18 protein-coding genes and 1 tRNA gene are annotated in these 21,903 nt (G+C 32.8%); 16 read left to right on the plus strand and 3 right to left on the minus strand.

The genetic code is table 11. The annotated features are described in order from the left end of the window. Positions 1–3 precede the first annotated feature (3 nt). The 6 genes from WPG_RS10300 (at position 4) to WPG_RS10325 (ending at position 7,137) form a co-directional block, all read left to right on the plus strand. On the plus strand, positions 4–1,170 hold the full coding sequence (locus WPG_RS10300) for a formimidoylglutamase (RefSeq protein WP_045472184.1): 1,167 nt from the start codon (positions 4–6) through the stop codon (positions 1,168–1,170). Positions 1,171–1,329: 159 nt separating this feature from the next. Further along, on the plus strand, positions 1,330–2,682 hold the full coding sequence (gldK, locus tag WPG_RS10305) for a gliding motility lipoprotein GldK (protein ID WP_045472188.1): 1,353 nt from the start codon (positions 1,330–1,332) through the stop codon (positions 2,680–2,682). A gap of 92 nt (positions 2,683–2,774) precedes the next feature. Continuing rightward, positions 2,775–3,410, plus strand: a complete 636-nt coding sequence (gene gldL, locus WPG_RS10310; RefSeq protein WP_045472191.1) for a gliding motility protein GldL — start codon at positions 2,775–2,777, stop codon at positions 3,408–3,410. Positions 3,411–3,458: 48 nt separating this feature from the next. Further along, positions 3,459–5,033: a gliding motility protein GldM gene (gldM, locus tag WPG_RS10315; protein ID WP_045472194.1), complete on the plus strand. Its 1,575-nt coding sequence runs from the start codon at positions 3,459–3,461 to the stop codon at positions 5,031–5,033. A gap of 50 nt (positions 5,034–5,083) precedes the next feature. Further along, complete coding sequence (gldN, locus tag WPG_RS10320) at positions 5,084–5,992, plus strand: gliding motility protein GldN (RefSeq protein ID WP_045472197.1); 909 nt, start codon at positions 5,084–5,086, stop codon at positions 5,990–5,992. A gap of 98 nt (positions 5,993–6,090) precedes the next feature. Further along, a complete protein-coding gene (locus WPG_RS10325; protein WP_045472200.1) occupies positions 6,091–7,137 on the plus strand; it encodes an NAD(P)/FAD-dependent oxidoreductase in 1,047 nt (348 codons plus the stop codon). On the opposite strand, the gene WPG_RS10330 is transcribed toward WPG_RS10325, so the two are convergent. Next, positions 7,127–7,510: a DUF983 domain-containing protein gene (locus WPG_RS10330; protein WP_045472203.1), complete on the minus strand. Its 384-nt coding sequence runs from the start codon at positions 7,508–7,510 to the stop codon at positions 7,127–7,129. The two genes, WPG_RS10325 and WPG_RS10330, sit on opposite strands and share 11 nt — an antisense overlap. Positions 7,511–7,623: 113 nt before the next feature. Between WPG_RS10330 and WPG_RS10335 the strand changes: the two genes are divergently transcribed. The 10 genes from WPG_RS10335 to WPG_RS10375 all read left to right on the plus strand — a co-directional run bounded on the left by WPG_RS10335 (position 7,624) and on the right by WPG_RS10375 (position 19,186). Further along, positions 7,624–9,534, plus strand: a complete 1,911-nt coding sequence (locus WPG_RS10335; protein WP_045472206.1) for an ABC-F family ATP-binding cassette domain-containing protein — start codon at positions 7,624–7,626, stop codon at positions 9,532–9,534. Positions 9,535–9,600: 66 nt separating this feature from the next. Beyond that, a complete protein-coding gene (locus WPG_RS10340; RefSeq protein ID WP_045472209.1) occupies positions 9,601–10,746 on the plus strand; it encodes an efflux RND transporter periplasmic adaptor subunit in 1,146 nt (381 codons plus the stop codon). Positions 10,747–10,749: 3 nt separating this feature from the next. Then, positions 10,750–14,022 (plus strand): efflux RND transporter permease subunit, encoded by a 3,273-nt coding sequence (locus WPG_RS10345; RefSeq protein ID WP_045472212.1) that lies wholly within the window; start codon positions 10,750–10,752, stop codon positions 14,020–14,022. Then, entirely contained in the window at positions 14,003–15,328 is a 1,326-nt protein-coding gene (locus WPG_RS10350) for a TolC family protein (RefSeq protein ID WP_045472215.1), read from the plus strand. Before WPG_RS10345 ends, WPG_RS10350 begins: the two co-directional genes overlap by 20 nt. A 12-nt stretch (positions 15,329–15,340) precedes the next feature. Then, the gene (locus WPG_RS17775) at positions 15,341–15,523 is read left to right on the plus strand and encodes a CPXCG motif-containing cysteine-rich protein (RefSeq protein ID WP_084221561.1); all 183 of its coding nucleotides are present in this window, start codon (positions 15,341–15,343) and stop codon (positions 15,521–15,523) included. Positions 15,524–15,652: 129 nt separating this feature from the next. After that, positions 15,653–16,504, plus strand: a complete 852-nt coding sequence (locus WPG_RS10360; RefSeq protein ID WP_045472221.1) for a leucine-rich repeat domain-containing protein — start codon at positions 15,653–15,655, stop codon at positions 16,502–16,504. A gap of 174 nt (positions 16,505–16,678) precedes the next feature. Beyond that, a tRNA-Met gene (locus WPG_RS10365) sits at positions 16,679–16,751 on the plus strand. A gap of 53 nt (positions 16,752–16,804) precedes the next feature. Continuing rightward, positions 16,805–17,413: a hypothetical protein gene (locus tag WPG_RS17460; protein ID WP_052471219.1), complete on the plus strand. Its 609-nt coding sequence runs from the start codon at positions 16,805–16,807 to the stop codon at positions 17,411–17,413. Positions 17,414–17,461: 48 nt separating this feature from the next. Further along, positions 17,462–18,115, plus strand: a complete 654-nt coding sequence (locus tag WPG_RS17465) for a tyrosine-type recombinase/integrase (protein ID WP_052471220.1) — start codon at positions 17,462–17,464, stop codon at positions 18,113–18,115. A 15-nt stretch (positions 18,116–18,130) separates the two neighbouring features. Beyond that, positions 18,131–19,186 (plus strand): hypothetical protein, encoded by a 1,056-nt coding sequence (locus tag WPG_RS10375; RefSeq protein ID WP_045472224.1) that lies wholly within the window; start codon positions 18,131–18,133, stop codon positions 19,184–19,186. Between the two features lie 789 nt (positions 19,187–19,975). Here the strand turns inward: WPG_RS10375 and WPG_RS10380 are convergent. Together WPG_RS10380 and WPG_RS10385 are read right to left on the minus strand one after the other, a co-directional pair. Beyond that, positions 19,976–20,848: an alpha/beta hydrolase family esterase gene (locus WPG_RS10380; RefSeq protein ID WP_045472226.1), complete on the minus strand. Its 873-nt coding sequence runs from the start codon at positions 20,846–20,848 to the stop codon at positions 19,976–19,978. 141 nt (positions 20,849–20,989) lie between these two features. Further along, positions 20,990–21,871 (minus strand): hypothetical protein, encoded by an 882-nt coding sequence (locus WPG_RS10385; RefSeq protein ID WP_045472229.1) that lies wholly within the window; start codon positions 21,869–21,871, stop codon positions 20,990–20,992. Positions 21,872–21,903 lie beyond the last annotated feature (32 nt).

Below are 21,903 nucleotides of genomic sequence, written 5' to 3' on the forward strand. Positions count from 1 at the left end.
AATATGAATTTTAATTTTTTAACGCCTGTTTCAGATGCTGTTTTAGCTCATAATGAGTTAACTGCTCAACAAGCACTAGGAAAAAAAGTTAAAATTCATTCGCGCCAAAACGGAATTCCGGATTTAGAAGGAGTTCAATTGGCTATCATAGGAGTTCAAGAAAATAGAAATGATGTTAACTATATAGGTACAAACATTAGCTTTGATTCTATTAGAAAAACATTATACACATTGTTTCCAGGTAATTGGTATACAACTATAGCTGATCTTGGAGATATCGAACCAGGAGAGACAGTTGATGATACTTATTTTGCAATTAGAACTGCTATTGCAGTTTTAGTTGAGAAAGAAGTTATACCTATAGTTTTAGGCGGAAGTCAAGATTTAACTTATGCCAATTATCGCGCATACGATTCTATATTGCCAATGGTTAATATTGTTAGTGTAGATACTAATTTTGATTTAGGAGATGCCAATCTTCCGATTAAGAATAATAGTTATGTTGGTAAAGTAATTGTCGAAGAACCATATAATCTATTTAATTACTCTACTATAGGTTATCAAACCTATTTTAATTCTCAAGAAGAAATTGATCTTATGGAGAAGCTTTATTTTGAGGCTTATCGTTTAGGGGATATATCTGGAGATATAAATAAGGTAGAACCATTAATGCGAGATGCACATATGGTTTCTATAGATTTAAAATCAGTAAGAGCAGCAGAGGTCAGTGAAAATCAGAAATACTCTCCAAATGGTTTTACAGGTAAAGAAATTTGTGCTATTAGCCGTTATGCAGGTATAAGTAATAAGGTGTCTTCCTTTGGTGTATATGAATATTATGCTTCTCAAAAAGATAATGCAACGTCAATGTTAGTTGCTCAAATGATATGGTACTTTATAGAAGGTGTTAACTGTAGGGTTAAAGATGACGATTTTTTAAATGAAAACTATTACCAGAAGTATACTATTTTGGTAGAAGAGGATGAGCTTATTTTCTATAAAAGTTTAAAAACTGGACGCTGGTGGATTGAAATTCCTTTTTTGCCAGATGTTAATAATAAATTAAAAAAGCACACGTTATTACCTTGCATGCATTCCGATTATGTGTCTGCAACCCAAGGTGAAGTGCCAGAACGCTGGTATAAAGCCTACAGGAAGAATAGCTTTTAAAGTAGACACTTAGTCGATATTTAACATTTTTTTCATCGACGAAATGCATCTTTTTAGGATTAAATGCAAAAAAACTATAAAAAAAGTTGTATTTTAGAAAATATATAAATATGTTTACGACCTTAAAATTAAGAACTACTAATTTAACCTCGAGTTACTATGAATATTAAGAAGTTTATTTTACTAACCACAGTTATGGTTTTGGTCGCTAGTTGTAATTCTGGAGATCGTGGACAGTTGGTTGGTGTACAAGGTAAAAAATGGCATCCAGAAAAGCCCTACGGGATGACATTAGTGCCTGGCGGCGCTTTTATAATGGGTAAATCAGATGATGATTTAGCCGGCGTACAAGATGCTCCTACCAAAACGGCAACAGTTCGTGCATTTTATATGGACGAAACAGAAATTACAAATAGCGAGTATCGTCAATTTGTAGAATGGGTAAGAGATTCAGTCTTAAGATTAAAGTTAGCTGAAATGGCTGACCTTGAAGGTAAGACACCAGGAAGTGGTGACATCGGTGAATTTGCATATCAAGATGCTAATCCGGATGACATGAATGCTTACGAAAGTTACATGCTCAACACGTATGGAAATGATCAAAGAAAAGTAAATCATGATGCAGAATTGTATTTTGATACTGATGATTATCCAGACGAATTATATGCAGAAGTAATGGATGGTATGTATTTACCATTAGAAGAATCATACAATGGTCAACGTACTTGGGATGTAAAGCAATTTAAATTCCAATATACTTATATGGATATTTCTAAGGCAGCTAAAGATAGAAGCTTAAAGCGTTCTCAAGTAATAGAACAAGAAGAAGTTGAAGTTTATCCAGATACAACTGCTTGGATTAGAGATTTTGCTTACTCGTATAATGAGCCAATGCATAATGATTATTTTTGGCATGATGCATATGGTGAATACCCTGTAGTAGGTGTGTCTTGGAAACAAGCTCGTGCGTTTTGTCAGTGGAGAACTTTATATCACAATAGTTACCAGAAAAGTAAAGGTAGACAACCTGTAAATTCTTATAGATTACCTTCTGAGGCAGAGTGGGAGTATGCGGCACGTGGCGGACTGCAAGGGGCAACGTACCCTTGGGGTGGACCATACACTAAAAATGACAGAGGTTGTTTTATGGCAAACTTTAAGCCATTGAGAGGTGATTATGCAGCAGATCAAGCTTTATATACTGTAGAAGCTGATGCTTACGATCCAAATGATTTTAACTTGTATAACATGGCTGGAAATGTTTCAGAATGGGTAAATGGATCTTATGATCCTGCATCATATGAATATTCTTCAACGATTAATCCTAATGTAAACGATCCTGATAATGCACGTAAAGTTGTAAGAGGAGGATCTTGGAAGGATGTTGCCTATTTCTTACAAGTAAGTTCTAGAGATTACGAATATGCGGATTCTGCTAGAAGTTATATCGGTTTTAGAACTGTTCAGGACTATATGGGAACTGAAGTGACTAAAAATGCAGCAACGAATTAAAATTTTAATAAACTAAAAAATAACCTAAATTAAATTAATCTACTTAAGTTACACATCCATTATATAACTTAAAACTTAAACTAAACAAAATTATGGCACAGAAAGGTAAAATGACAATCACTAACATGATCTACGGATTAGGAGCAGCAATCGTAATCGTTGGAGCATTATTTAAAATACAACACTGGCCTTTTGGTTCAGAAATCTTAACTATAGGTATGATTGTTGAAGCATTAGTATTTACATACTCTGCCTTCGAAAGACAAGCAAGTGATTTAGATTGGTCTTTAGTATATCCTGAATTAGCTGGTGGTCAAACATTAGGAGGAAAGAAGAAAAAAGAAGAGCCAAAAGATGCTGAAGGTCTTTTATCTAAAAAATTAGATAATTTATTAAAAGATGCAAAAATAGATGGCGAACTTATGGCTAGCTTAGGTGATAGCATCAAGAATTTTGAAGGTGCTGCTAAGAACTTGAATCCAACAGTAGATTCAATGACTGCACAAAAGAAATACAGTGAAGAAATGTCTTTAGCTGCTGCTCAAATGGAGTCTTTAAATAGCCTTTATAAAGTGCAGATGGAAAGTGCAAATCGTCAAGCAGCAATTAATGAAGAAGCTGTTGAGAATGCGACTAAATTGAAAGAGCAAATGCAATCATTAGCATCAAACTTATCATCATTAAATGGTGTGTATGGAGGAATGTTATCTGCAATGAACAAAAACTAATTGGTTTTTATAATCGAGATTTAATTAACATTTAAAAACTAAATTACAATGGCAGGAGGAAAAGCATCTGCAAGGCAGAAAATGATTAACCTAATGTACTTAGTATTTATTGCTATGATGGCGATGAATATGTCAAAAGAAGTACTATCCGCTTTCGGATTGATGGAAGCAAAATTCGCTGATTCTAATGAAGCTACGACTACAAGAAACGATAAGTTACTTGCAGAATTAGAAGTTAAGTCTGAAGAAAATCCTAAAGAATTTAAAATCCCAGCAGCAAGAGCTCAGGAGGTTAAAATTATCTCAGATAAATTTTATAAATATATTGAAACTCTTAAAAGGGATTTAATAAAATCTGGAGAGTATGAACTTGATGAGAAAGGTATTTTACCATTTGAAGCAATGGATAAAACAGATATTTTAGATGAAGCTTGGTTTACCGGAGATCGTCTGACTAAGAAAGGTGATGAGGTAATGGCAAAAATTAAGGAATACAAAAAAGCTATTAATGATATACTATCTAAAGATGAAAGTTATAGAGGAAGAGCTCAAGCATTTGAAAAGACTTTTAATATAGATAAAGTACCGAATAAAGATGGAAAGAAAATAGATTGGTTAGCTTATCACTATCAAGGTTTTCCGGCAATTGCTTCATATACTAAATTGACAGCAATGCAAAATGATGTTAAGGTCACTGAATCTGATATGTTTAGTTTGTTTTTAGGAAACATTGTTTCTGAAGCAACGACATTAAATAACTACAAAGCAATTGTTTTAGCTGACAAATCTGCATTTTTCGCAGGTGAAAAGTTTCAAGGTAAAGTAGTAATTGGTAAGTATGCTAATGTAGCGCCAACGAAATTAGTAGTGCAAGGTGAAGAGATTGATTTAGCGAAAGCGATTGATTCTACTGGTGCTGCAACTTTAGGTTTTAATGTTGGTAATGTTGGAGAGCATGATATAAAAGGGCAATTTACTTTTATCGAGAATGGGAAAGAATTAGAAATTCCTATAGTCAACGCAAACTATGTGGTAGTGCCAAGACCAAATTCTGCTACAATTTCTGCTGATAAGATGAACGTTGTTTATCGTGGTGTTGCTAACCCAATGACTATTTCTTTTGCTGGTGTTCCAGATAATAAAGTAAATGCATCTGGTTCTGGTTTATCAAAAGGTTCTGGTGTTGGTAAATATCTCATGAACCCAGGATCGGGTAGAGAAGTAACAATTAATGTTACTGCTACTTTAGATGATGGATCAAAAGCTAGTGATAAAAAGACATTTAGAATTAAAGATATTCCTGCACCTACTGGTACAATGGCCGGACAGTCAGGATTAGTAAAATTACCAAAGCGTAATGTAGAGATAGGGACAGTAGGAGCGAAGTTAGATGATTTCGTATTCGATTTACCAATCGGTGTGACATCATTTAAAATTAAGGTGCCAGGACAACCTACAGTTAATGTTGTTGGTACTAAGATGAACAACCAGGCTAAGGCGTCTATTAAAAGAGCACGTCGAGGCGATAACATTACTATTTTCGATATTAAAGCGAAAATAACAGGTAATGCAAAATATAGATTAAAGAACGTTTCACCTGTAATTGTAGAAGTTACTAACTAAAGAAACGTACATAATAAATAAAGTACCCAAATTATTAATACCAAAATAAGATGAAAATTAAAAGCTTTTTATACGTCGGATTAGCCCTGTTTGCAATAAACACAATGTTTGCACAAGCTAACATCCTTAATGCCAAAATTCCTGAGGAAATTGGTATGAAAACTGAAGCACAATTACTTCTAGATAACGACCAACCTTTAGAATATGGTTATGTTGGCGATAGAGATATCTTGTTTTCTAAAATGATTTGGGAAAAGATAGTCTTAGACGAACGTGTTAACTTTCCATTGTATTTTCCAATAGAAGATAACTTAGGTGATGATAGAAAATCATTATACCGAGTACTTATGGAAAACATGAAAAGTGGAATGATTTCTAAAGTCTATGCAGATGATTATTTCACCGAAGAGCGTACTCTAAAAGATTTGGAAGCGTCATTAACCATGACAAAAATTACTGATGCCGGAGTTGATTATATGAACGAAAATGGTGTTGGTGAGGGCGAAATTCCTGAAGAGTTTATTATCAGAAGAGAAATAGGTCCTGCAGATATCAATTCATTTTTAGTAAAAGGCTTATGGTATTTTGATAAGCGTCAAGGAGAATTAAAGTATCGTATTTTAGGTATTGCACCTGCAGCACCAGACGTTAACTTTATCGATTCTGAAGACGATGCAAATAGTGAGCCTATTCCTATGTTTTGGATATTTTTTCCTGAGGTAAGAGATATTCTTCACGAGGCTAAAGCTTTTAATGATAAGAACAGTGCTGTGCCACTTTCTTTCGATCATTTATTAAACAGTCGCCGTTTTGGTGGATTAATCTACAAAGAAGAGAACGTTTATGGTGATAGAAAAGTTGAGGAATATGTTGCTGAGAATGCATTAATGCAACTTTTAGAATCAGAACGTATCAAAGATAAGATTAGAAATTTTGAACAAGATATGTGGAGTTACTAGTTATCTTCCATGATAAATAAAAAAAACGCTCACTTAAAAAGTGAGCGTTTTTTTTATTACTGTCATTTTTGTAAAGACATTTATCTATTTTTGTTTCAATGAAACAAGTAGATTACTTAATAGTAGGCTGTGGTTTAGCGAGTGTAGCATTTTGCGAGCAATTAAGAGCACATCGCAAATCTTATTTGGTATTTGATGATCAATCGCAAAAGTCTTCATTAGTCGCAGCAGGATTGTATAATCCTGTAATCTTAAAACGCTTTTCTGAAGTTTGGAAAGCAAAAACACAATTAGAACTTGCTCTTCCATTATATTCAAATATTGAAAACGACTTAAATATAAAAGTAGATTATCCGCTCCGAATCTTGAGACGCTTTACTTCTATACAGGAACAGAATAAATGGTTTACAGCTTCAGATAAACCAGCTCTTGAAACGTTTCTTTCAACTCAACTAGTTAAGAATACAAATTCAGAAATTGAAGCTCCTTATGGATTTGGTGAAGTATTACATGCAGGTCGAGTAGATACAGAACTATTAATTTCTTGTTACAAAGATTTTTTAAAACAGAATGATTGTTTAAAGGATATCACATTTCAACATAGTACAGTTCAATTTGAAGCCAATTTAATTCTATATAAAAACTATAAAGCCTCACATCTAGTTTTTGCGGAAGGATTTGGAGTGAAACATAATCCTTACTTTGAAGACATTCCGCTAACAGGTTCAAAAGGTGAAATCCTAACCATTAAAGCTCCAGAATTAAAAATTGATTATGCTATAAAGTCTTCTGTATTTGTGATTCCGATAGGAGGTGATTTATATAATGTTGGTTCGACTTATGATAATGAGGATAAATCAAATCTACCGACAGAAAAGGCTAAAACAGAATTACTTTTAAAAGTAAAAAGTTTTATAAAATGTGATTTTGAAGTTGTCAGACATGTTGCAGGAGTCAGACCTACTGTAAAAGATAGAAGACCTTTGGTTGGTAGACATTCAGAATACAACAATCTCTATGTATTAAATGGTTTGGGAACGAGAGGAGTAATGATAGCACCTTACGTTGCTAAAGAATTATTTAAGTTTATTGAAAATAATGAAGCTTTAGATGCTGAGATAGATATTAAACGGTTTAATCTTTAATTAAAGATTTATCATAGCTCAAAAAGAGATTAATCCAAATATTTCTAGATAACCTCATGATAAAAGGCATAAAGACAACTAGTGTTCCGACAATAGCAAAAAATGCAACTAGTAAAGAGCTTTCAAAAATGAGGTAACTTACAGCAAAAGCTATCAAGGCAAAAGCAATACCTACACCATAACTTACATACATGGAGCCGTAGAAAAAAGAGGGTTCCATTCTATATCTAGTATTGCAATGTGAGCAGATCTCATTAATTTTTAAAGTATCAGTAAGAATGTATGAGTTTTTTTCCACATACATGGATTCTTGATGGCATTTTGGGCAAGCTCCAAAAAGAATACTATAAAGTTTCATTCCTTTTCTAATCATAACTAAAAACGTTTATTTTTGCGTTTTTTAATACAGTACAAAGATAAATTTTTTATAATTCTAGTATTGTAACAATTGTAACGTTTATAGCAATTGTAATATTCAAAAAAGTTATGCTAAATATCCATAATTTATCAATATCGTTTCAAGGAGAATATCTTTTTGAAGAAATTACTTTTAAGCTAGGTCTTGGTGATCGAATTGGTTTAATTGGTAAAAATGGTGCAGGTAAATCTACTATGCTTAGAATTTTATCAAAAGAGCAAGAGGCAGATAACGGACAAATAGCTGCAGATAAGGATTTGAAAATCGGATTTTTAAAACAGGATATTGATTTTGATTTTGGTAAAACTGTTTTGGAGGAATCATATGAAGCTTTTAAGGAGATTAAAGAATGTGAAGCTAAGTTAGAAGAAATCAATACCCAATTAGCTGAACGTACAGATTATGAAAGCGAATCTTATAATCAATTGATGATTGATTTAAATGAGATTCAACATCAATATGAAATTTTAGGAGGTTATAATTACCAAGGAGAAACAGAAAAAATTCTTCAAGGTTTAGGTTTTAAACGCGAAGATTTTAATAAACTAACAGATACGTTTTCTGGAGGTTGGAGAATGCGTATTGAATTGGCAAAGCTATTACTTCAAAATAATGATTTATTACTATTAGATGAGCCGACCAACCACTTAGATATTGAATCCATTATTTGGTTAGAAAATTTCTTAAAAAACTATCCAGGTGCTGTAGTTATTGTATCTCACGACAAAATGTTTTTAGACAATGTAACTAATAGAACCATAGAAATTTCTTTAGGCAGAATTTACGATTACAATAAACCATATACCAAGTTTTTGGCGTTACGTAAAGAGATGAAAATTCAGCAATTGGCAGCTCAAAAGAATCAAGAAAAACAGATTCAACAAACTGAAAAGTTAATTGAAAAATTTAGAGCTAAAGCGTCTAAAGCGACCATGGCACAATCACTTATTAAGAAGTTAGATCGCATTGACCGTATAGAAGTTGATGAAGATGATAATAGTGTAATGTCTTTAAATTTCCCTGTATCTATTACACCAGGAAAGGTTGTAGTCGAAGTTGAAAATGTATCTAAATCGTATGGTGATTTGCAGGTTTTGCATAATGTAAGTTTAGCAGTCCCAAGAGATATAAAAACAGCTTTCGTTGGTCAGAATGGTCAAGGCAAGTCTACTTTAGCCAAAATTATTGTAGGTGAGATAAAGCATGAAGGAAATTTAAACCTAGGTCATAACGTACAAATAGGTTATTTCGCCCAGAATCAGGCAGAATATTTGGATGGTAGTAAAACCGTTTTAGATACGATGATTGATGCTGCTAATGAAACTAATAGAAGTAAAGTTAGAGATATACTAGGTTCATTTTTATTTAGAGGAGACGAGGTAGAGAAGTATGTGAGAGTGCTATCTGGTGGTGAACGTAATCGATTGGCTTTAGCTAAGTTATTGCTTCAACCATTAAATGTTCTCATTATGGATGAGCCAACTAATCATTTAGATATAAAATCTAAAAATGTGTTGAAAGATGCTTTGAGAAAATTCGAAGGTACTCTAATATTAGTGTCTCACGATAGAGATTTTCTACAAGGTTTAACAGATACGGTCTATGAATTTAAAGATCAAAATATAAAGGAATATTTAGGTGATATAGATTTTTACCTAGAACAACGTAATCTCGAAAACTTAAGAGAAGCAGAAAAGCGAACGGTTGTTGCTAATAAGCCTAAAGAAAGCAATAAACAAAGCTACGAAAATCAAAAGAAGCAGAAATCTTTAAATAACAAATTGAGTAATATTGAGTCTAAAATCAATCAGTTAGAGAAAGATATTAAATCTGACGATGTAAAATTAGCTACAGATTATGATGCTACGGCTTCAGACCCTAAGTTTTTTGATAATTATCAGAAAAAGAAAAAAGACTTAGAGCAGTTAATGGAAAATTGGGAAACCATACAAGAGCAGTTAGACAGCATTAACAATTAAGAATATTTTAACGCCAAAGCATTCTGTTATAGGTAAATTTGCAATTCAATAACCATCAACACCACAATGCGCAAAATTATTCTTACCGTATTAGGAATTCTCCTAATAGTCGGTGCTTACTTTGGTAGCAAATATATTGCTGACAATAAAAAGAAGAAAAGACCAACACCAGCTAAGGTTGTAAAAACGGTTTTTACAGACACCGTTAAAAATTCAACAGTACAAATTGTAATACCTGCTAATGGAAGTTTAGTGGCACAACGTCGTGTAGAACTCTATGCTGAAGTACAAGGTGTTTTTAAATCTGGGAGTAAACTTTTTAAACCTGGTCAAGAATACAAGAACGGAGAAAATTTAATTCGCATTGATGCGTCTGAATATTACGCTAGTGTTCAGTCTTCAAAAAGTAATCTTTATAATTCTATTGCGTCAATAATGCCAGATTTAAGATTAGACTTTCCTGAAGTTTTTCAAAAGTGGCAGAGTTATTTAAACGGTTTCGATTTAAATAAATCGACACCGAAATTACCAGAGATGACTTCAGAAAAAGAAAATTATTTTATCACTGGTCGTGGTATTGTTTCAAATTACTACAATGTTAAAAATCTTGAACAGCGTTTAGCTAAATATAATATTAGAGCACCATTTTCTGGAATCTTAACTGAAGCATTAGTAACTGAAGGTTCTCTAATTAGAAATGGACAAAAATTAGGAGAATATATTGATCCTTCGGTTTATGAAATGGAAGTAGCTTTAAGTAAAAACTATGCAAGTCTATTAAAAGTTGGAGAAAGCGTAGTACTTAAAAACCTTAATAATACTCAGGAATATACAGGTAAAGTATCTCGAATAAACGGGAGTATAGACGCTACAACACAAACTATTACTGCTTATATTGAGGTTAAGGACAAGACCTTAAAAGAAGGTATGTATTTAGAAGCAAATCTAAATGCCAAACAAGAGTCAGACGCTATAGAAGTGAATAGAAGTTTAGTATTAGATGGAGATCAGATTTTTGTAGTTAGAGATAGTATTTTAGACCTAATTGATGTAATGCCAGTTTATTTTTCTGATAAAAAAGCTGTTCTGAAGAATGTACCTGATGGCACAGTAATGGTCATAAAACCTATCCCTGGAGCCTATGCAGGCATGTTGGTAAAACCTTTTAAAGATAATAAAGAACCAGTAAAATCATCTAGAAAAGCAAATTAAGAGATGAGAAAACTAATTGCTTTTTTTATTAGACATACGGTAGCTGTTGATGTTGTCATTATGACTTTTGTAGTCTTTGGTTTTTTTGGAGCTAAGAACCTTAAATCTTCTTTCTTCCCATTAATCGACTCAAAAAATATTAGTATTAATGTTACTTATCCAGGAGCTTCACCTCAAGAAGTAGAGGAGGGAATTATTCTAAAAATAGAAGATAATCTTAAAGGTTTAAATGGTGTAGAACGCGTCACATCCACATCTAGAGAAAATAGTGGAAATATAAATGTAGAAATTGAAAAAGGGAAGGATATCGATTTTATGCTTCTCGAGGTTAAAAATGCTGTAGATCGGGTTCCTACATTTCCGGTTGGTATGGAGCCACTTATTGTTGCTAAGCAAGAAGCTCTAAGACCAACCATTACTTTTGCTATAAGCGGTTCTAAAATACCTCTATCTACCTTAAAACAAATAGGTAGACAGGTTGAAAATGACCTGAGAGGTATTGACGGTATTTCTCAAATACAGATTTCTGGTTACCCAGATGAGGAGATTGAAATTGCTTTAAATGAAACAAATTTATTAGCTTATAACTTAACATTTGGTGAAGTTTCGCAAGCGATTAATGAATCTAGCCTTATTACCACAGGAGGTACTATAAAAACTGATGCAGAAGAATATTTAATTAGAGCTAATTCACGTTCTTACTATGCTGACGAGTTGTCTAACTTAGTTGTAAAGGCTGATGCGTCGGGTCGTACAATACAGCTTAAAGATATTGCAACAGTTAGAGATCAGTTTTCCGAGACTCCTAATTCTAATTATTTTAATGGTGATTTATCAATTAATATCACTATTACAAGTACGAATGCAGAGGATTTAATTACTTCTGCTGATAAGACTAAAGCTTATATTGAAGAGTTTAATCAAAAATATGATAATATTCAGCTCAATGTGGTGAGAGATTTATCAACCACATTAGTGCAACGTACAGCCCTACTTACAGAGAATGCGATTATAGGAATGATATTAGTCCTTCTATTTTTGTCTTTATTCTTAAATACTCGTTTAGCATTTTGGGTAGCATTTGGTTTGCCTGTTGCGTTCTTTGGAATGTTTATGTTCGCTGGTTATTTTAATGTTACAATAAATGTATTATCCCTTTTTGGGATGATCATTGTAATTGGTATTTTGGTTGATGACGGTATTGTAATTGCTGAAAACATATACCAACACTATGAAAAAGGGAAATCACCAGAAGAAGCTGCAATTGATGGTGTTATGGAAGTACTTCCCGCTATTGTATCTGCGATATTAACTACAATATTAGCATTTGGAATCTTCTTATTTCTAGATGGGAGAATAGGTGAATTCTTTGGTGAAGTTTCAGTAGTCGTTATGTTAACGCTACTTGTTTCTTTAGTAGAGGCATTAATCATTTTACCTGCACATTTAGCACACTCTAAGGCTTTGCGATTACAAAATCCAAAGGAGAAACAAGGATTGCTTCAGAGATTGTTTTCAAAATTAAGATACATCAATACGTTTGGAGATTATATAATGCGTTGGCTTAGGGATAAAGTATATAGTCCAATCTTACGTTTTGCGCTTAATTATAAATTTTTAACCATTTCATTTTTTGTGGTCTTCTTTATGTTGACTAATGCGAGTTTTCAAGGAGGCATAATAAGAGGAGCATTTTTTCCAAGAATTGCTAGTGATAGAATTAATGTATCACTTGAGATGCCAAACGGTACCAACGAAAAAGTAACAGATAGTATTATTTCATTTATTGAAGTTAAGGCTATTGAAGTTACTAATGAAATTAATGATGAATATCTAGGTGAAGACTTTAAGAAACATCTTGTAGAAAATATGATTAAAAATATTGGACCAGGATCTTCTTCAGCTTCTTTAACTATTAATTTATTGCCTGGGGAAGAACGACCAAATGTAATTACTTCAGACTTGGTAACAAATCGTTTACAAGAACGTGTTGGACCAGTTATTGGTATAGAAAGTCTAGTATATGGCGGAGGTGGGAATTTTGGCGGAGTACCAGTTTCAGTCTCTTTATTAGGAAATGATATAGCTGAACTTAAAGCGGTTAAATCTGAGTTAAAGAAAAATTTAGAAGATAATATCTTATTGAAAGACGTAACAGATAATGACCCTTCCGGAATTAAAGAGATTAGATTAGAACTCAATGAAAGCGCATATGCTCTGGGCTTAAACTTACGAACAGTAATGACTCAAGTACGTTCTGCATTTTTTGGTGCACAAGCTCAACGCTTCCAGAGAGGACAAGATGAGATTAGAGTTTGGGTACGCTATGATAGGGAGAATCGCTCCTCAATTAATAACTTAGATAACATGCGTATTACGGCACCTAGCGGGCAAAAAGTGCCACTAAAAGAAATTGCAAGTTATAGTATAGCACGTGGTGATGTTGCCATAAACCATCTAGAAGGCCGACGAGAAATTCAAGTGTCAGCAGATATAAAAGATACTAAAAAGACGAGTTCAACAGATATTATGGCAGAGATTAGAGATGAAATTATGCCAGAAATTTTATCTAAATACCTTACAGTAACACCATCTTATGAGGGCCAAAATAGAGAACGCGTAAAATTAATGAATTCATTAGCTCCAGTTGGCTTAACTGTTCTTGTGTTAATTTATGTTGTTATTGCTTTTACATTTAGAAGTTACAGTCAACCTTTATTGTTGCTGTTAATGATTCCACTGAGTTTACCAGCAGTAGCTTGGGGACACTGGATTCATGATTTCCCTGTAAATATTCTTTCAATGTTAGGGATTATAGCGCTCATTGGAATTATGGTAAATGATGGACTCGTCCTTATCAGTAAATTTAATACAAACCTAAGAGAAGGAATGGCTTTTGATGATGCGTTGTTTGAAGCTGGTCGTTCTCGTTTTAGAGCTATATTCTTAACATCAATAACAACAGTAGCAGGATTAGCACCATTAATATTTGAAGAAAGTAGACAGGCTCAGTTTTTAATTCCTATGGCAGTTTCTATTGCTTATGGTATCGGTTTTGCTACAGTTTTAACTTTGGTTGTATTACCAATTTTCTTGTCATTTAGTAACTTCTTAAAGAAAAATATTATATGGTTGGTTACCGGAAATGATATTACAAAAGAAGAAGTTGAACGTGCTGTAAAAGAACAACAAGCAGAACTAAAATCTGAAAAGCTAAAACTAGAATACAGTCAGAATAATTTGATAAAACAAGGTCATGAAGAAACAGAGTTTTAATAATATTGTTCTAGGTTTTGCCTTAAGTATTTCTTTTCTTGGGATATCACAGCAAATAATTAGACCGACAGAAGCTATTAGTTTGGCTTTAGAACACAATTATGGTATTCAAATTGCAAATAACTCCATTGAAATTGCTGAGAATAATAAGAATATCTTAAACACTGGCTATTTACCAACATTAACTGGTACAGCAGGCGCAACATACAATAGAGATAACATTACTGCGGAATTTTCGAATGGAGAATCTACTACTTTAAATGGCGCAGAAAGTTCGAGATATAATGCAGGTATAAATCTTAATTATACGCTTTTTGATGGTTTAGGTCGTCATTACGATTATAAACGATTAAAAGAAGAATATAGTCTTAGTGAATTACAAGCAAGAGAAACGATTGAAAATACGATTACGCAATTATTAACGGTGTATTATGATGTAGCAAGACGTTCTGAAAACTTAAAATCCCTTGAAGAGACTCTAGCGATTTCAAAAGATAGATTAACACGATCTGAATATCAATTTGAATATGGGCAGAACACAAAACTAGATGTTCTTAATGCTGAAGTTGATATCAATAATGATAGTATAAACATTATTACTATAGAACAGAGTTTAATCAATGCTAAGCGCGATTTAAATTTTGTAACAGGAAATAAAATTGATAATGAATTTGCAGTTGATACTACCGTTGCATTTTTATTACAGTTACACAAACAAGAACTTTTAGATAAGCTGTATAAGAATAACGTGACGTTAATTCAGAATGAAAAAAATATAGCTATCAATGAGTTTACAATAAAAGCTAGCAAGTCTGGTTATTTACCAACAATTGGTTTGGTAGGATCTTATGGTTGGAACGAAAATAATAATAATGCGGCTTCTTTTGTGGCGGTTTCTACTAATACTGGATTATCTGGAGGATTAAATCTAAGTTGGAATCTTTTTGATGGAGGAGGAACAATCACAAGAGTAAAAAACGCAAAAATTAATCTTGAAAATCAAAAACTTCAAAAAGAACAGTTGAAATTAGATGTTGAACGTAATTTTAATAACGCTTGGGATGATTACCAGAACAAATTAAGAATCTTTGAAGTACAAGAATCTAACATTAAAACTGCAAAGAATAATTTTTCAAGAACCAAAGAAAAATTTAAACTAGGACAAGTGACTTCTATAGAATTTAGACAAGCTCAGCTTAATTTGTTAACTGCAGAGTTAAATAGAAATCAGGCTAAATACGATGCTAAATTGGCGGAAGTTTTAGTACTTCAACTAAGTGGTGAACTATTAAATGTTCAATTTTAATTGGGTTAACCTATGGACGAACATTTCTTTCAATGTCCATATTGTTGGGAACAAGTTTCAATGTTAGTTGATATTTCTCAAAATCATCAGAATTATATTGAAGACTGTGAGATATGTTGTAATCCGATACAAGTTTCAGTCGTTGTAGAGCACCAAGAAATAGTAAGTTTTCAAGCAGAAAACTTAGAACAATAGCAAAATTAAAATAACTGATAATTAATAAGTTAAATTTTATAAAATGCATTTCATCGAATAAATTTGCATTTTATGGAATTTGAATTTATATTCGTCACGCGAAGACGACTCTAACCCAAATCCGCTATTATGAAAAATTTAAAGTTAACCGCAATATTATGTTTGCTTTCCTTATTTGCTTTTGCAAGCGTTTCGCAAACTCAAAAGGACGCTTTACTTGCTATCTATAATGCCACTAATGGTGATTCTTGGGAAAAGTCTTGGGATTTAAAACAACCAATTTCTGATTGGTATGGTTTAACTATTGAAAATGATAATGTTGTAGAAATAAGCTTAAGCTTTAATAACCTTAACGGGAATCTTCCAAATGACATATCCGCTTTAACTGCTTTAAGAGTTTTAAATTTATCTTTTAACAAATTAGAAGGGGAGTTACCAAGCACATTAACAAAAATAACTCGTTTAGAAGAGTTAAAATTATTTTCTAATAATTTCAGTGGATCTATCCCTAGCGATATCGGAAATTTAACTAATTTGAGGTCTTTAGAGTTATACAACAACAATTTCATAGGCGAGATTCCTTCTTCTATCGGAAATTTAGAAAAATTAGAGAACTTAATTTTAAGTAGTAATCTTTTAATAGGTAAATTACCTGATAGTATTTCTAATTTAAAATCATTAAAAGTATTAAGTCTATTTGATAATAGTTTTTTAGGAACGATTCCTTCGTCAATTGGTAATTTAACACATTTAGAAGAACTTGTATTATCAAATAATGCGTTTTATGGAAACCTACCCAATGAGCTGGCACAATTAGACAATTTAAAAACACTATTATTAAACAATAATGCATTTAAAGGTAATTACGCAGCTTTAAAAAATAAATTACCAAATATTGTTGATTTTGATTTAGATGAAGCGAATATGAAAGGCGTATTAGTAACTTTAGATGAAGAGGATGATGATAATGACGACGATTAGTAAAAGTTATACTCTTTAAAATATTAATATATAGCGCTCAATTTATTGAACGTTATTTTTTTGTTTTAATGCTTGCTAAATTTAAAAAGCGTCGTATATTTGCAGTCCTAAATTGATTGAGTCGGCATTATGAACCGAAAGTTAAAAGCTAAGAAAATCTTTTTAAGATTAAATCGCGGGATAGAGCAGTAGGTAGCTCGTCGGGCTCATAACCCGAAGGTCACTGGTTCGAGTCCAGTTCCCGCTACTAAGACAAAAGTCAATGAAATCAACGGTTTGGTGTTGCCAAACCGTTTTTTTATGCTTAATTTTAGGACTTTAATCCAGAATGAATACGAAAATGCATACAGAATCTCATTGAAGCGTCAATTCTCAGAACCAAAAATTTATACCGCTAAGGGTAATCTAAAAAAGCGGTGGTATGTTTATTTTTCTTATCGCGATGACACTACAGGTTATTTGACTAAACAAACACCTTTCTACGGAAACGCCAATACTTATAAGACCAAAGAGGAACGTTTGGTTGTATTAAATATTTATAAAAGAATAATTTTAAAATATCTTAAGGCTGGTTTTAATCCATATGAAGATAATACTAATCGCCTTAAAGCCCTAAATAGCACGAAAGCTAATTTAGTTATAGATCAACCTATAAGTCTAGCCAAGAAGAATTTTGATGTTCAAATAATGGGCGCTGCTATCATTGATGAAGAAGCCACTTCGGTAACTGAAGCGTTCAAATTTGTGCTAGATGAAAAGGAAAAGGAACAGAAGGTAAGCAGTTTTAGATCATTTAGTAGTCATATTAGAGTGTTTGAACGGTGGTTGATTAAAAACAAACCAACTAAGAATCTTATCAAAGACCTGACTAGAAGTGATATTAATACTTTTCTAAATCACATTCTCTGAGAAACTTCTTCACGAAATCGAAATAACTATCGAGCAAGCCTGAGCAGTATGTATGAATTTTTCACAGATAATGAATGGGTTGACTACAATTTTGTGAAAGACATCAAAAAACTTCGAACAACACCGAAGAAGCATATGGCCTACTCCATAGAAATGCAAGAAAATATCTTTGAATTTCTGAAAACTAAAGACCCTGATTTATTATTATATTTAAAATTTGTGTCCTATAGTTTCTTAAGACCATTAGAGGTTTGTAGACTTAAGGTAGGAAATATAGATTTGAACAACAAAAGACTAAGTGTTCAAGCCAAAAATAGTCCATTCAAAACGAAAATTATTCCAGAGATTTTATTTAGTGATTTACCAGATCTTACCAAATATAATAAGGAATCTTTTTTGTTCACAGCCGAAGGTATCGGTAAGTTTACTGATACCAAGCTTGAGAATAGAAGAAGCTATTTTACCAGTCGCTTTAAAAAAGCAGTACAAAATGATTTCGATTTAGATTTTGAACATACTTTATATAGCTTTAGACATACTTTCATAACTAAGGTTTACAGAGAGCTACGAAAAAAATATCCGCCTTATGAGGCTAAATGTAGATTAATGGAAATAACAGGACACACTTCCATGAAGGCATTAGAAAGTTACTTGAGAGATGCAGATGCAGAATTACCAAAAGATTACTCGGATATGCTTTGAAATAATTAAAATGATATGACTTATACAATAAGTAAGTTTTACAATGAAATATTAAAGAATTTTATTAGTGCAGCTGTTCTATATATGCCAAAATTCGTTATCGATTTAATTGAAGAAGACCAAAATTTTGAAAAATCCCTTGATTTACAACAGTACAGTAATAGACTATTCGCTTTCGATGTTGACGGCAATCCTTATTTCCCAGAGAACGATGGTTTAAGAATAGTTTCAGGTAAGAAGGTGTTGTTAGACGAAAACATATTGATATTACTTCAGTACAAAGATCATTATTTATCGTTTACTTTCGATTTTATTCTAAAAAAGTATGGTGAGTATTTATTCGTTCTTTTAAGATTTAGTCAATGGTTACTTGAAAACATTAATCAACATTTGAAAGCGTCAAGCTCAGAATATCATAAAGCCTTCCAACTTCAATATGATTTTTTGAAAAAGCATGGAGTAGAGGTAAACGAGTTATTTGAATTTAATATGGATTTAAGCGTATTTGAGGGCTCAAGCCATTTAAACTCAAAAGGAGAGTTTAATAAAGCCAGGAGTGTCAAAGAATTCAGAGGTTTGTATGCACACTGCAGAATAGAAAGCGATCCAGTGAAAGCAAGAAAGAATAAACTAGCTTTTCTCAAGGAATTTACAAATGAATATGCAGATGGCTTAATTCTAAAGCAGGTATTTAATGTTATAGTTTTAATAATAATGAAGGACAATATGAAACGATCAAAGGTTACAAAGGACGATGTTAGTCTAAACTTTAGACTTCCTAAAGAATTGAAAGCAATTATACTAAAGTCTGTCAATGACACTAACACGACCTTATCCCAATATTTAAGAGAGGTATTAGAAAGGGTTCATGATGGTTCGTATTGTGAGGAACAAGTCGAGCATTCAAAAAGATCGAAATTGTTGCTCTCTGCGGATTTTTTTAAATTGATTTTTTGGATAAATACAAAGAGGTTAGATAATAAAAATTTAGAGTCCGATGAACAAAGGAATAACTTTGTAAAAACAATTAAAGTGGCAGATGAGTATTTGCCAGATTCAATTAATACTTAATTAGACAAGGTTTTAGCAGATTTAATTTGAATAAAAACAGCGACATTATATGAAAAGGATAGGTATAATTTCGCTAAAAGCTACGTGGGTGATTCGACTGTTAATTTTGAAATATTAGATGGGTTTTTTCTTAGTGAAAATTTTGATCATTATCTAAATAAGATGGATTAGAGTGTGATTATTCTGTGATAAATTAGTAATAAATATTTAATACAATAGACAGGAAATTTACATTTAGTTAAATATGAAGCTTTAAATACTTTAATATCAGCATTTTTACGTGATCTATAGAATTGTGCAACAAATATTAAATAATGTAAACTTGTATTACTTTGTCCTTTTTGTTTAGCATGAAATTTTAGGTTAGGTTCTATTTGAGAAAGTGAAGTAGGCGACATTTTGGTTTTTATAAGTTCAGTTTTTCTAATTTATCTGGCTTAAAATTCAAAAAAAATCGCGAAAAAGGGGGGAGGCAAAATTTGTGCGTGGATTGCTCTTAACGCCCACTGTGTATGGCGTAGTGAGGCGCGCCTCACGGAAAGCCATTGTTGCGCCTGATTAGTTATACACGCTGTTGTGTGTAGTATCGTTCGGAGTTCTCGTAGACTCGACTAAATATACATAAAATTGGCGAGGTGCGACAAACAGTGGGCGTTGGTATGTAATTAGTAGAAGGGCAGCGTTTGGAAAACGCGATTCTACGTGCCGTAGGCAATTATATACCAACGGTTTGGCTATGTGCGGTGTCCCGAAGGGCATTGCCTATAGGTGTTGTTGCCTGTAGTTGTATTATTCAATTTTGCCATTTAGGTCAAAGGCTTTTACGAAGTTCCAGACTTCCTCAGAAGCATTAATATCCATATTTCCCTGAAAACCGGGCCATTGGTGACCACCTCCTATGACTTTAAGATGCAGAACCTCTACACTATTCTCACCATTTAAATACTCATATTTTTCAACCGTACTGCCATCTTGAGTATCTAAATTTGGGATATTAGATACAATTGGATTCATATTAGCGGTATTATTTTCGATCCAAAAATCTAGACCTCCTTGTACAAATGCATAATTCGCTATTAAATCTTCCGTGCCATGTATATGAAGTATAGCCAACGGTCTTGTTGGAATGCAGTCACCAATGGCCACTTGAAGCATTAATCCTGTTACTGATCCAATAGCGGCAATTCTATTACTTAGCCCACAAGCCAAAGTAAAACTAAAATTCCCTCCGTTAGACATTCCTGTACTGTATATTCGGTTAGATTCTATATTATAGTCATTCTCCAATTGCTCTAATAGAGCTTCGGTAAAATCAATGTCTGGGTTATTACTTGCGCTTAGTGTCCACCTATTATCAATACCATTCGGATGAACAACAATAAAGTTTTCACGTTCTGCAAGTTCAGCAAAATTTGTATAGTTATAATTAAGTTCCATGTTGCTAGTTAACCCATGAAATGATAATAATATAGGGTGTGCAGTAGTTGCATTATAATTTTCAGGGACATAAATAATATATTCTCTGATAATCCCATTTACTGTGAGTTCCTTTATCATTTTCCCTGTTGGAATATTGGGTGTTATTTGCTCATTCTCTGATTTAGAGCATGCAGTAATCAATAGCATGGCTATGAGCGAATAAAATATAATTACTTTTCTCATACTGTTTAGACTCTATAAAATACTCAAGGTTTAATTACATACCAACGATCTGTGTAGGGTGTGTATCCCAAAGGGTATGTACTATACGCCATGTTAGCTGTTGTTGTTTTTCAAATTCCTGATTTCTTAAATAATTGGTCTTTACTGTTTGTAATGTGAATCATGGTTATCGGTTATTTGTTTTGCGATTTCGTGTAAATCTGTATTGAATCCTGTTTCATAAGTATTGGTATATAGATCAACGTGATAGATACTATTTAACCATATAAGACCACCTGTTTCGCGAACTATATCACCTTGATGTCCTTTTGGGTCTGTAAAAATAGATGTTTCGCGTGCCCCAAACATATCAATATCGTCAAGCAATAAGCCATCAATATTCATTTGTGCTAATTCTAATGTTGCTAATCCAGTTGGGATGGTAAATATATTGGTAGATGGAAATTCGATACGCAATTCGTCTACAATTTCGTTATGTATGATCTCATTTATGTAATAATCATAGAACTCCTGTATTGAGTTGAATCCATTTTCTATTGCAAATGTATTCCAATTTGGTCGAGTACCATTAGGATCTCCATTGGGAAAGTCAAAAGGTGATAATGATATAAAAATAGTTACGTCTGGATTGTTTTGTAATGCATAATCTATCCAAGCGTGATGACCTTCATTTCGATTGATTGAATCGTGCCCAAAAGTCATCCCAAAGTATTTAATATTACCCACATCAAGTACAGACTTTATCTGTTGATGTTCGGCACTAGTTGAATCGTTCCAAAAATTGATAGGTCTTCCATTTTCGCCCCCACGAAAAACAGTCGTACTAGTGTGATTTTCAAAACCAGCATCAACTGCCATTATATCAAGTTTTTCTGCATAAGGTCTAAAAAAGCTATTCCCAATAAGAAGCATATTATATCCTTCTGTTTCAATTGGTTCAGGTTCCTCTAATGGATTGTCGTCTTTGCTGCATGCAAGAAATACTAACATCAATGCAACTATCCATAAATTATTTCTGGTCATAATTTGTGATTTTTGATATTAGACCCTAATTT

It is taken from the genome of Winogradskyella sp. PG-2 (genome assembly GCF_000828715.1).
In the GTDB taxonomy this organism is placed as follows: Bacteria; Bacteroidota; Bacteroidia; order Flavobacteriales; family Flavobacteriaceae; genus Winogradskyella.

Bases quoted from the DNA above. Each gene is read 5' to 3' on its own strand.
- WPG_RS17775 (WP_084221561.1), top strand. From the start codon at position 15,341: ATGGACGAACATTTCTTTCAATGTCCATATTGTTGGGAACAAGTTTCA.
- WPG_RS17460 (WP_052471219.1), top strand. From the start codon at position 16,805: ATGCTTAATTTTAGGACTTTAATCCAGAATGAATACGAAAATGCATAC.
- WPG_RS10300 (WP_045472184.1), top strand. From the start codon at position 4: ATGAATTTTAATTTTTTAACGCCTGTTTCAGATGCTGTTTTAGCTCAT.
- WPG_RS10330 (WP_045472203.1), bottom strand. From the start codon at position 7,510: ATGATTAGAAAAGGAATGAAACTTTATAGTATTCTTTTTGGAGCTTGC.
- WPG_RS10385 (WP_045472229.1), bottom strand. From the start codon at position 21,871: ATGACCAGAAATAATTTATGGATAGTTGCATTGATGTTAGTATTTCTT.
- WPG_RS10345 (WP_045472212.1), top strand. From the start codon at position 10,750: ATGAGAAAACTAATTGCTTTTTTTATTAGACATACGGTAGCTGTTGAT.
- gldM (WP_045472194.1), top strand. From the start codon at position 3,459: ATGGCAGGAGGAAAAGCATCTGCAAGGCAGAAAATGATTAACCTAATG.
- WPG_RS10360 (WP_045472221.1), top strand. From the start codon at position 15,653: ATGAAAAATTTAAAGTTAACCGCAATATTATGTTTGCTTTCCTTATTT.
- WPG_RS10335 (WP_045472206.1), top strand. From the start codon at position 7,624: ATGCTAAATATCCATAATTTATCAATATCGTTTCAAGGAGAATATCTT.
- gldL (WP_045472191.1), top strand. From the start codon at position 2,775: ATGGCACAGAAAGGTAAAATGACAATCACTAACATGATCTACGGATTA.
- WPG_RS10350 (WP_045472215.1), top strand. From the start codon at position 14,003: ATGAAGAAACAGAGTTTTAATAATATTGTTCTAGGTTTTGCCTTAAGT.
- gldK (WP_045472188.1), top strand. From the start codon at position 1,330: ATGAATATTAAGAAGTTTATTTTACTAACCACAGTTATGGTTTTGGTC.
- WPG_RS10340 (WP_045472209.1), top strand. From the start codon at position 9,601: ATGCGCAAAATTATTCTTACCGTATTAGGAATTCTCCTAATAGTCGGT.
- WPG_RS10375 (WP_045472224.1), top strand. From the start codon at position 18,131: ATGACTTATACAATAAGTAAGTTTTACAATGAAATATTAAAGAATTTT.
- WPG_RS10325 (WP_045472200.1), top strand. From the start codon at position 6,091: ATGAAACAAGTAGATTACTTAATAGTAGGCTGTGGTTTAGCGAGTGTA.
- WPG_RS17465 (WP_052471220.1), top strand. From the start codon at position 17,462: ATGTATGAATTTTTCACAGATAATGAATGGGTTGACTACAATTTTGTG.
- WPG_RS10380 (WP_045472226.1), bottom strand. From the start codon at position 20,848: ATGAGAAAAGTAATTATATTTTATTCGCTCATAGCCATGCTATTGATT.
- gldN (WP_045472197.1), top strand. From the start codon at position 5,084: ATGAAAATTAAAAGCTTTTTATACGTCGGATTAGCCCTGTTTGCAATA.